Raw genomic sequence first — 8,938 nt, 5'->3', positions numbered from 1 at the left:
CGGTCCCCATTCCAGCCCGGCCATGACCGCGAACGGCCATCCCGAGGTCACCGGATGCCCGGCCAGCGTCCGGGCGGACTTGTCATGCACCATCAACCGCTGCGGCGAACACACCGCCTCCGGCCGGGGCCAGTTCGACACGTCCCCGGCGAACCACACCAGCCTCTCCCGGCCCGCGGGCACGGCCGCCAGCAGCAGTCTCCGCAGCCGGGACTCGTCGATCCGGCCCGCGGTCAGCGCGGCATACACGCTGCCGTGACCGCGGCGGAACTCCGGTTCCAGCGACAGTCCCGGCAGTGATCCCACCCGCCCGGGCGCGGACGCCACCGCATCAGCCAGCTCGAACATGGCATCAGCCCGCCGGGTCAGGCACCGGCGCAACTGTTCCCGGAACCTGGCCAGCGACCCCGCCGCGTCCTGCTCGTGCCTGTCGGTCACACTGATCACGCAGCCCTTGGTTTGGATCTTCTTCCCTAGACAAGAAGAAGGATCGACCAAGGGCTGCACCCATGATCAACCAGGGCCACCTCCAACGACCCCGACGTTAAAACTCAAGGAGTCATTCACTGCATCGGCGGCGGGGTCAGCGGGGGTCGGTGGCGTCCAGGCGCCGCTCCAGCGCGTCGAGGCGCTCGCCCCAGAACCGCCGGTACGGGGCCAGCCACGCGTCCACCTCCGCCAGGGGTTCCGGCCTCAGCGCGTAGCACCTCCGCTGCGCCGCCACCCGGACCGTCACCAGGCCGGCCTCCCGCAGCACCCGCAGGTGCTTCGAGACCGCCGGCTGGCTGAGCGCCATTTCCTCGACCAGCTCGCCGACCGAGCGCTCGCCGTCGCGGAGGAGGTCCAGGATCGTGCGGCGGCGGGGTTCGGCCAGCACCTCGAAGGTCTGCATCACCCCCGAAATGTGCTCCGCCGGGCATATTCCTGTCAAGGCATGCGCGACTCGACCACCGGGCTGCTTGGTCTGAACCATTGACCTAATGGTCTAGTCCACTTACGGTGGTGTGGTCCTCACCACTCCGGCAACGCAGCCGTGAGTAATTCTCCGGAGGGAGAACGCATGTCCCGCAGGAAGAGCTTTTCGGCGCTGCTGACGGTGGCCGCCGTCGCGGGCCTGGTCGCGGGGGCCGCGACCGCCCCGGTGGCCACCGCCGCCACCGAAACCGCGCAGGCGTCCGTCGGCAAGGTCGTCGGCTACTTCACCGAGTGGGGTGTCTACGACCGCAACTACCACGTCAAGAACATCGAGACGTCCGGTTCGGCGAGCAAGCTGACCCACATCAACTACGCCTTCGGCAACGTCACGAACGGCGGCTGCGCGATCGGCGACGCCTACGCCGACTACCAGAAGACCTACGACGCCGCGGGCAGCGTGGACGGCGTCGCGGACACCTGGGACCAGCCCCTCGCCGGCAGCTTCAACCAGCTCAAGAAGCTCAAGGCCAAGCACCCCGGCCTCAAGGTGATCTGGTCGTTCGGCGGCTGGACCTGGTCCGGCGGCTTCGGGCAGGCGGCGCAGAACCCCGCCGCGTTCGCGGACTCCTGCTACAACCTGGTCAACGACCCGCGCTGGGCCGGCGTCTTCGACGGCATCGACATCGACTGGGAGTACCCCAACGCCTGCGGCCTGAGCTGCGACACCAGCGGCGCGGCGGCGTACAAGAACCTGATGGGCGCGCTGCGCGCCAAGTTCGGCTCGCAGCTGGTCACCTCCGCGATCACCGCGGACGGCACCGACGGCGGCAAGATCGACGCGGCCGACTACGGCGGCGCCGCGCAGTACGTCGACTGGTACAACGTCATGACCTACGACTACTTCGGCGCGTGGGCCGCGCAGGGCCCGACCGCCCCGCACTCGCCGCTGACCTCGTATGACGGCATCCCCACCGCGGGCTTCTACTCCGACGCGGCCATCCAGAAGCTCAAGGGCAAGGGTGTCCCGGCGGACAAGCTGCTGCTGGGCATCGGGTTCTACGGCCGCGGCTGGACCGGTGTCACGCAGGACGCCCCGGGCGGCACCGCGACCGGCCCGGCGCCCGGCAAGTACGAGCAGGGCATCGAGGACTACAAGGTGCTCAAGACGTCGTGCCCGTCGACCGGCACGGTCGCCGGCACCGCGTACGCGAAGTGCGGTAGCAACTGGTGGAGCTACGACACCCCGTCGACCATCGCCGGCAAGGTGGACTACGCCAGGCAGCAGGGTCTCGGCGGCGCGATGTTCTGGGAACTGTCCGGTGACACCACCGACGGCGAGCTGATCACGGCCGTCGCGAAGTAAGCGCGCGCGGGGGCACCGGCGAAAGTTGTCGGTGCCCCCGTTTATCGTCCACGGCGTGAAGTTCAGCGGATTCGGCGAGTACGCCGTCGACTTCTACGACGGCCTCGTCGAGGACAACTCGAAGCCCTACTGGGACGACCACGTCGAGACCTACAAGTCCGACGTCCGCGCCCCCATGGAAGCGCTGCTCGCCGAGCTCGCGCCGGAGTTCTCGGACGGCTTCGGCGAGCCCAAGGTGTTCCGCCCCTACCGGGACGTCCGGTTCGCCAAGGACAAGACGCCGTACAAGACCCACTGCGGCGCGGTGATCGAGCAGGGCCGCGGCGGCGGCGCCTACTACGTCGAGGTCGGGCCCGAGGGCCTGCGCGTCGGCGGCGGCTGCTTCCACCTGGCCGCCGACCAGCTCGCCCGGTTCCGGCAGGCCGTCGACACCGAGCTGCACGGCGAAGCGCTCGTGAAGATCCTCGCCAAGCTCGAGAAGGCCGGCTGGGAGGTCCGCGGCGACCGGCTGAAGTCGAAACCCCGCGGCTTCGACGCCGACCACCCGCGGCTCGACCTGCTGCGCTACCGCTCGGTGTACGCGGTGCGCGCCTGGGAGCCGGACGACGTCCTCCACGAACGGGGTGCCCTCGACCGGGTGAAAAAGGCCTGGCGGCAGCTGCGCGAGTTCAACGAGTGGGCCCGGGACCGGGTCGGGCCGAGCGCGCAACCCCGGCGTTGACCGGCTGGACGGGGCGGGTTTCTGAACAGTTTTTCTGAACTTTTCGGGATCGGTACAGACGAACGCCCGAAGAGGGACTACCCTGTGAAGACGTGAGCCGACGCGCGAAGATCGTTTGTACCCTGGGCCCCGCCACCGCTACGCCGGAGAAGATGCGGGCCCTCGTGGATGCGGGCATGGACGTGGCCAGGATGAACTTCAGCCACGGCAGCCACAGCGACCACAAGCAGGTCTACGACCTGATCCGGGCCGCGGCCGCGGAGAGTGGCCGGGCGGTCGGCATCCTCGCCGACCTGCAGGGGCCGAAGATCCGCCTCGGCACGTTCGCCGGCGGGCCGGTCGAGTGGCACAACGGCGACGTCGTGCGGATCACCGTCGAGGACGTCGCCGGCACCCACGACCGGGTCTCGACCACCTACAAGGGCCTCGCCAAGGACGCCAAGCCGGGTGACCGGCTGCTGGTCGACGACGGCAAGGTCGGCCTGGTCGTCAAGGGCGTCGAGGGCCCGGACGTCGTCTGCGAGGTCACCGAGGGCGGCCCGGTCAGCAACAACAAGGGCGTCTCGCTGCCGGGCATGGACGTCTCCGTGCCGGCGCTGTCCGACAAGGACATCGAGGACCTGGAGTTCGCGCTCGAGCTGGGCGTCGACTTCATCGCGCTCTCCTTCGTCCGCTCGCCCGCCGACATCGACCTGGTCCACCAGGTGATGGACCGGATGGGCAAGGGACGCCTGCCGGTCGTCGCCAAGATCGAGAAGCCCGAGGCCGTCTACAACCTCGAGGCCATCGTGCTGGCCTTCGACGCGGTCATGGTCGCCCGCGGCGACCTGGGCGTCGAGCTGCCGCTGGAGCAGGTGCCGCTGGTCCAGAAGCGCGCCATCCAGATCTGCCGCGAGAACGCGAAGCCGGTCATCGTCGCGACGCAGATGCTCGAGTCGATGATCAACAACTCCCGGCCGACCCGCGCCGAGGCCTCCGACGTCGCGAACGCGGTGCTCGACGGCGCCGACGCGCTGATGCTGTCCGGCGAGACCTCGGTCGGCCGGTACGCGATCGAGGTCGTCGAGACGATGGGCCGGATCATCGAGGCGGTCGAGACCGACTCGCCGGTCGTCCCGCCGCTCTCGCACGTCCCGCGCACCAAGCGCGGCGTGATCTCCTACGCCGCCCGCGACATCGGCGAGCGGCTCAACGCGAAGGCCCTGGTCGCCTTCACGCAGTCCGGTGACACCGTGCGCCGCCTCGCGCGGCTGCACACCCGGCTGCCGCTGCTGGCGTTCACGCCCGAAGAGAGCGTCCGCAGCCAGCTGTCGATGACCTGGGGCACCACGACCCGGATCGTGCCGAAGGTCGACTCGACCGACCAGATGATCCAGCAGGTCGACCACGCGATGCTGGAGATGGGCAAGTACCAGAAGGGCGACCTGGTCGTCATCGTGGCCGGCTCCCCGCCGGGGACCGTCGGGTCGACGAACCTCATCCGCGTGCACCGGCTCGGTGAAGACGACCACGCTTGAGGGACCGACCGCTCAGTATGGACGTAAGGTCCTGCCATGACTGAAATGGCCAGGACGGCCGCCACCGAACCCGACCGGCCCGGTGGCGGCCAACCGGTGCTCGACCGCCTGATCGCGCTGCTCGACCTGGAAAAGATCGAAGAGAACATCTTCCGCGGCGTCTCGCCCGCCCACTCGCCGGTGCGGGTGTTCGGCGGGCAGGTCGCCGGCCAGGCGCTGGTCGCGGCCGGGCGCACGGTCCCCGAGGAACGCCGGGTGCACTCGCTGCACGCGTACTTCATCCGGGGCGGCGACCCGAGCGTGCCGATCGTCTACGAGGTCGACCGGATCCGCGACGGGCGGTCGTTCACCACCCGCCGGGTCGTCGCAGTCCAGCACGGCAAGGCGATCTTCTCGCTGTCGGCGTCGTTCCAGAAGGACGAGCCGGGCATCGAGCACGCCGAGACGATGCCCGAGGGCATCCCCGCGCCCGAGACGCTGCCGACGCTGATGGAACGCGCCGAGGGCTACGCGATCGGCGCGCACAGCCGGCCGCGGCCGATCGACGTCCGCTACGTCAACGAGCCGCCGTGGATCACCCGCGAGACCGGTGAGCGGCCCGCGCGCAACCAGGTGTGGATGCGCGCCGACGGGAAGCTGCCCGAGGACGAGCTGCTGCACGTCTGCGTGCTCACCTACGCCTCGGACATGACGCTGCTGGACTCGGTGCTCGCGCGCCACGGCGTCTACTGGGACACCGACAAGGTGCTCGGCGCGAGCCTCGACCACGCGCTGTGGTTCCACCGGCCGTTCCGTGCCGACGAGTGGTTCCTCTATGACAGCGCTTCGCCGACGGCCTCCGGCGCCCGTGGTCTCGCCACGGGCCGGTTCTTCGCCGAGGACGGCACGCTCATCGCGACGGTCGTCCAAGAAGGACTCCTGCGCGTCCTCTGAGCCCGGCCTCCGGAAATCACCCCTACGGGCGACGAATTGGCGGAATTTTCCTCTCCGCAAAAGGGCACTCGGTCGTCGGGAGAGGGCCGGGACCGATCGGGGGACGGCCCCGGACCTCTTCTCCCGACGATCACGCGGCGAGCCGCGGATCCATCGTCTACGCTGCTCACCAGGGCCGGGCGGGGGCTGGGGGCGGAGCCACCCGGCCTCGCTCGCGTCCTGGGCAGTGCAGGCCGCGAGCATACAAGAGCATTCTGCAAATTGCAGATTCCGTCCCGGCCGTCCGGGCGGGAATATGTGCCGGTGTTATTGCGGCACTGTCGTGGTTGGATACTGGCAGCGACCGAACGGCTACGACGCCGTCGACATCCGGAGGTGCGCGATGGCACGGGGACAGAGCCCCACGGTTCGCCGCCGGAGGCTCGCGGGCGAGCTGCGCCGGCTGCGGGAAGCGGCGGACCTGACCATCGACGAGGTCGGCGAGAAGCTCGAATGCTCCGCCTCGAAGATCAGCCGCATCGAGACCGGCCACGTCGGCGTCACCCCGCGTGACGCCCGCGACATGCTGGCCCTCTACGGCATCACCGGCGACGAGCAGGAAGCGCTCGTCCAGCTGGCCAGGGAAGCCCGCAAGCGCGGCTGGTGGCACGCCTACAACGAGGTCTTCACCGGCACCTTCGTCGGGCTCGAGGCCGACGCCAGCTCGCTGCGCGCGTTCCAGGCGCTGCTGGTGCCGGGGCTGCTGCAGACCGAGCGGTACGCCCGCGCGGTGATCCGCGCGCTGCGGCCGGACGCCGAGGACGCCGAGATCCGCCGCCGCGTCGCCGCGCGGATGGCGCGTCAGGAACTGCTGTCGGAGACCCCGCCGCCGGAGTACTGGGCGGTGATGGACGAGGCCGTGCTGCGCCGGGTGGTCGACGGCCCCGAAGTGATGGCCGAGCAGCTCTACCGCATGGTCGCGGTCGCCGAGAAACCGAACGTGACCGTCCAGGTCGTGCCGTTCGGCGCCGGCGCCCACCCCGGCATGGAGGGCCCCTTCCTGATCATGGGGTTCCCCGAGCAGGCCGACCCGGACGTCGTCTACGTCGACGACAGCACGTCCAGCGGCCTCTACCTGGAGGAACCCACAGACGTCCGGCGCTACGGGCTGATGTTCGACCATCTGCGCGCGGCCGCACTGAAGCCGGACGACTCGGTGGATCTGATCGCCGAGGCCGCCGGACGGTTCGCCGAGCAGGCTGCCGCTCCGGCTCCGGTGCACCATCTGGAACCGAGGACACACTAAGGGAGTTGGGGACCATGGAAGCAGATCTGTCCGGGGCGCGCTGGCGCAAGAGCAGCCACAGCGGGGGCGGCAACGACTGCGTCGAGGTCGCTTTCGTCGACGGCGGCGCCGCGGTGCGCGACTCGAAGGACCCCGAAGGTGGTGCGTTCCGCCTGCCCGCGTCGGGCTGGCGGGGGCTGCTGGCCGCGGTGCGGACCGGCGGCCACACGCACGGCTGAGGCCGTCCACGAAGACCCCTTACCCCCGCCGAGCTGGGCTCGACCGGGAGTAAGGGGTCTTTTCGCGCGCAGGGCTGCGTGATCACCCGATGCCTGAGGTGCCCCCTCAGGACGAACCTGAGTGCTACCAAACCGGAGAACTCGGGAACAGGGGAACACGATGCACAGCGATCTCATGCTCGACGCGGTCCGCGCCGAAGCGGCCTACCGGGCCGAGGAACTGCGGAAGGCCGGGCGCAGCGCCTGGGCCGGCCGCGCGCGCCGAGCCGTCCGGCACTTCCGGGCCGCGCGCAGCGACGTCGACGTACCGGCGCAGGAGCGCCGCGAGGTCTCGCGGGAGACCGCGGGCGCCGGCGAGACCGCCCGGTAAGGGGCGGGTGATGGTGTCGATGGCGATAAGCGGTCGGAAACTGTCGGTGACATCTGGGGCTCCGCCCCAGGTCGGGGGCTTCGCCACCCGAACCCCCGAAAAGATGTCGGTGGGGTGAGACACAATGCTCCTCGTGCCCCGACTCGGCTCCGGAATCCCGCTCGTCGCCCGTACCCACGAGATGCGGCGGCTCCGCGCCGCCTTCGCCAGGGCTGAACGTGGCGAAGCCGGCGCGGTGCTGCTCTCGGGGGACGCCGGGGTCGGCAAGACCCGGCTGCTGACCGCGCTCGGCGAGCACGTCGACGGCTGCGGTGCGCTGGTGCTCACCGGCCGCTGCATCGACGTCCGCGAGGGCGGTCTCCCTTATCTTCCGTTCGCCGAGGCGCTCGCCCCCCTCGGCGTGGCGACGGACGCGGTGGTCGCGGCCGCGGTGCGGGCCCGGCCCGCGCTCGGCAGGCTGCTTCCGCAGGGGCAGGGATTCGAGGAGCCGCGGGCGGCCGAGCACCCGCCGATGACCTCGAACGACCGGGAGACGATGGTGCGTCCCCGGCCCGAGCAGGATCTCGGTCAGCTGCAGTTGTTCGACGCGGTACTGGGGGTGCTGACCGAGGTCGCGGAGTCGCGCCCGGTGGTGATCCTGCTGGAGGATCTCCACTGGGCCGACGCGTCGACCCGCAACCTGCTGTCCTTCCTGCTGAGCCGGCTGCGCGCGCAGCGGCTGCTGGTCGTGGGCAGCTACCGCGAGGAGGACGTCCACCGCCGCCACCCGCTGCGCGGGCTCCTCTCCGAGCTGGTCCGCCTCGCCACCGTCGAGCGCGTCGACCTGCACCCCTTCGGCGCCGCCGACGCCCGCAGGTTCGTCGAGGCGCTGGCCGACGAACCCCTTCCGGCGGACGTCGTGGCCGACATCGTCAGCCGGTCCGAGGGCAACCCGTTCTTCGCCGAGGAGCTGCTCGCCACCAAGACCGAGTGCAACGACCTGCCCGCCGGGCTGGCCGAGGTGCTGCTGTCCCGGCTCGAGCGGCTCTCCCCGGACACCCGCCGGGTGGTCCGCGTGATCTCGGTGGCCAACGAGCCCGTGATGCACGCCGCGCTCGCCGAGGTCTCCGGGCTCGGGGAGCTGGAGCTCGACGAGGCGCTGCGCGAAGCCGTCCAGCACCACGTGCTCGTGGTGCTCTCCGACGGGTCCTACACGTTCCGGCACGCGCTGCTGCAGGAAGCGGTGTACGGCGACCTGCTGCCGGGGGAGCGGTCGCGCACGCACGCCGCGTACGCCGCGCGGATCCAGGCCCGGCCGCAGGGCCGCGGGCACGACGCGAAGCTGGCCTACCACTCGCTGCAGAGCAGCGACCTGGTCACCGCGCTGCCGGCGCTGCTGCGCGCGATGGACGAGGCCGAGAAGCTGGGCGCGCCCGGTTCGGCGCTGCGGCACGTCGAACAGGCACTGTCCATCTGGGACGCCGTCCCGGCCGCGGACCGGCCCGAAGGCTACGACGAGCTGCGGCTGCTGCACGAGGCGTCGTACTTCGCGGGCACGTCCGGCGAGCCCGAGCGGGCCGCGGCGTTCGCGCGCTCGGCCACCCGCGCCCTGACCCCGGACTCGCCGGTGGATCGCG

At 70.7% G+C, this 8,938-nt stretch carries 10 protein-coding genes; 8 read left to right on the top strand and 2 right to left on the bottom strand.

Translation table 11 applies throughout. The features are described from left to right. On the bottom strand, positions 1-498 hold a 498-nt coding region (locus G3I65_RS36465; protein WP_239071672.1), incomplete at its 3' end, for a transposase. 85 nt (positions 499-583) lie between these two features. Further along, entirely contained in the window at positions 584-895 is a 312-nt protein-coding gene (locus G3I65_RS36460) for a helix-turn-helix transcriptional regulator (RefSeq protein WP_160700132.1), read from the bottom strand. Between the two features lie 165 nt (positions 896-1,060). Here G3I65_RS36460 and G3I65_RS36455 point away from each other — a divergent pair, with 165 nt between their 5' ends. The 8 genes from G3I65_RS36455 to G3I65_RS36420 all read left to right on the top strand — a co-directional run. Beyond that, positions 1,061-2,278 (top strand): glycoside hydrolase family 18 protein, encoded by a 1,218-nt coding sequence (locus G3I65_RS36455; RefSeq protein ID WP_160700131.1) that lies wholly within the window; start codon positions 1,061-1,063, stop codon positions 2,276-2,278. A gap of 55 nt (positions 2,279-2,333) precedes the next feature. Next, positions 2,334-2,999 carry a DUF2461 domain-containing protein gene (locus G3I65_RS36450; RefSeq protein WP_160700130.1) on the top strand — a complete coding sequence of 222 codons (666 nt, stop codon included), beginning with the start codon at positions 2,334-2,336 and terminating at the stop codon, positions 2,997-2,999. A 92-nt stretch (positions 3,000-3,091) separates the two neighbouring features. Further along, positions 3,092-4,516: a pyruvate kinase gene (pyk, locus tag G3I65_RS36445; RefSeq protein WP_125315635.1), complete on the top strand. Its 1,425-nt coding sequence runs from the start codon at positions 3,092-3,094 to the stop codon at positions 4,514-4,516. A gap of 36 nt (positions 4,517-4,552) precedes the next feature. Further along, on the top strand, positions 4,553-5,449 hold the full coding sequence (tesB, locus tag G3I65_RS36440) for an acyl-CoA thioesterase II (protein WP_160700129.1): 897 nt from the start codon (positions 4,553-4,555) through the stop codon (positions 5,447-5,449). 382 nt (positions 5,450-5,831) lie between these two features. After that, a complete protein-coding gene (locus G3I65_RS36435; protein ID WP_125315637.1) occupies positions 5,832-6,734 on the top strand; it encodes a helix-turn-helix transcriptional regulator in 903 nt (300 codons plus the stop codon). 14 nt (positions 6,735-6,748) lie between these two features. Then, on the top strand, positions 6,749-6,952 hold the full coding sequence (locus tag G3I65_RS36430) for a DUF397 domain-containing protein (RefSeq protein ID WP_160700128.1): 204 nt from the start codon (positions 6,749-6,751) through the stop codon (positions 6,950-6,952). A gap of 160 nt (positions 6,953-7,112) precedes the next feature. Beyond that, positions 7,113-7,322 carry a hypothetical protein gene (locus G3I65_RS36425; RefSeq protein ID WP_160700127.1) on the top strand — a complete coding sequence of 70 codons (210 nt, stop codon included), beginning with the start codon at positions 7,113-7,115 and terminating at the stop codon, positions 7,320-7,322. A 124-nt stretch (positions 7,323-7,446) separates the two neighbouring features. Further along, positions 7,447-8,938: AAA family ATPase (locus G3I65_RS36420; RefSeq protein WP_160700126.1), on the top strand; the 1,492-nt coding region annotated here is incomplete at its 3' end.

This window comes from Amycolatopsis sp. SID8362, from assembly GCF_010550475.1.
GTDB lineage: Bacteria > Actinomycetota > Actinomycetes > Mycobacteriales > Pseudonocardiaceae > Amycolatopsis > Amycolatopsis eburnea.
The sequence above is the reverse complement of the archived record's forward strand: the minus strand, read 5'-3'. Positions and strand labels throughout refer to the sequence as shown.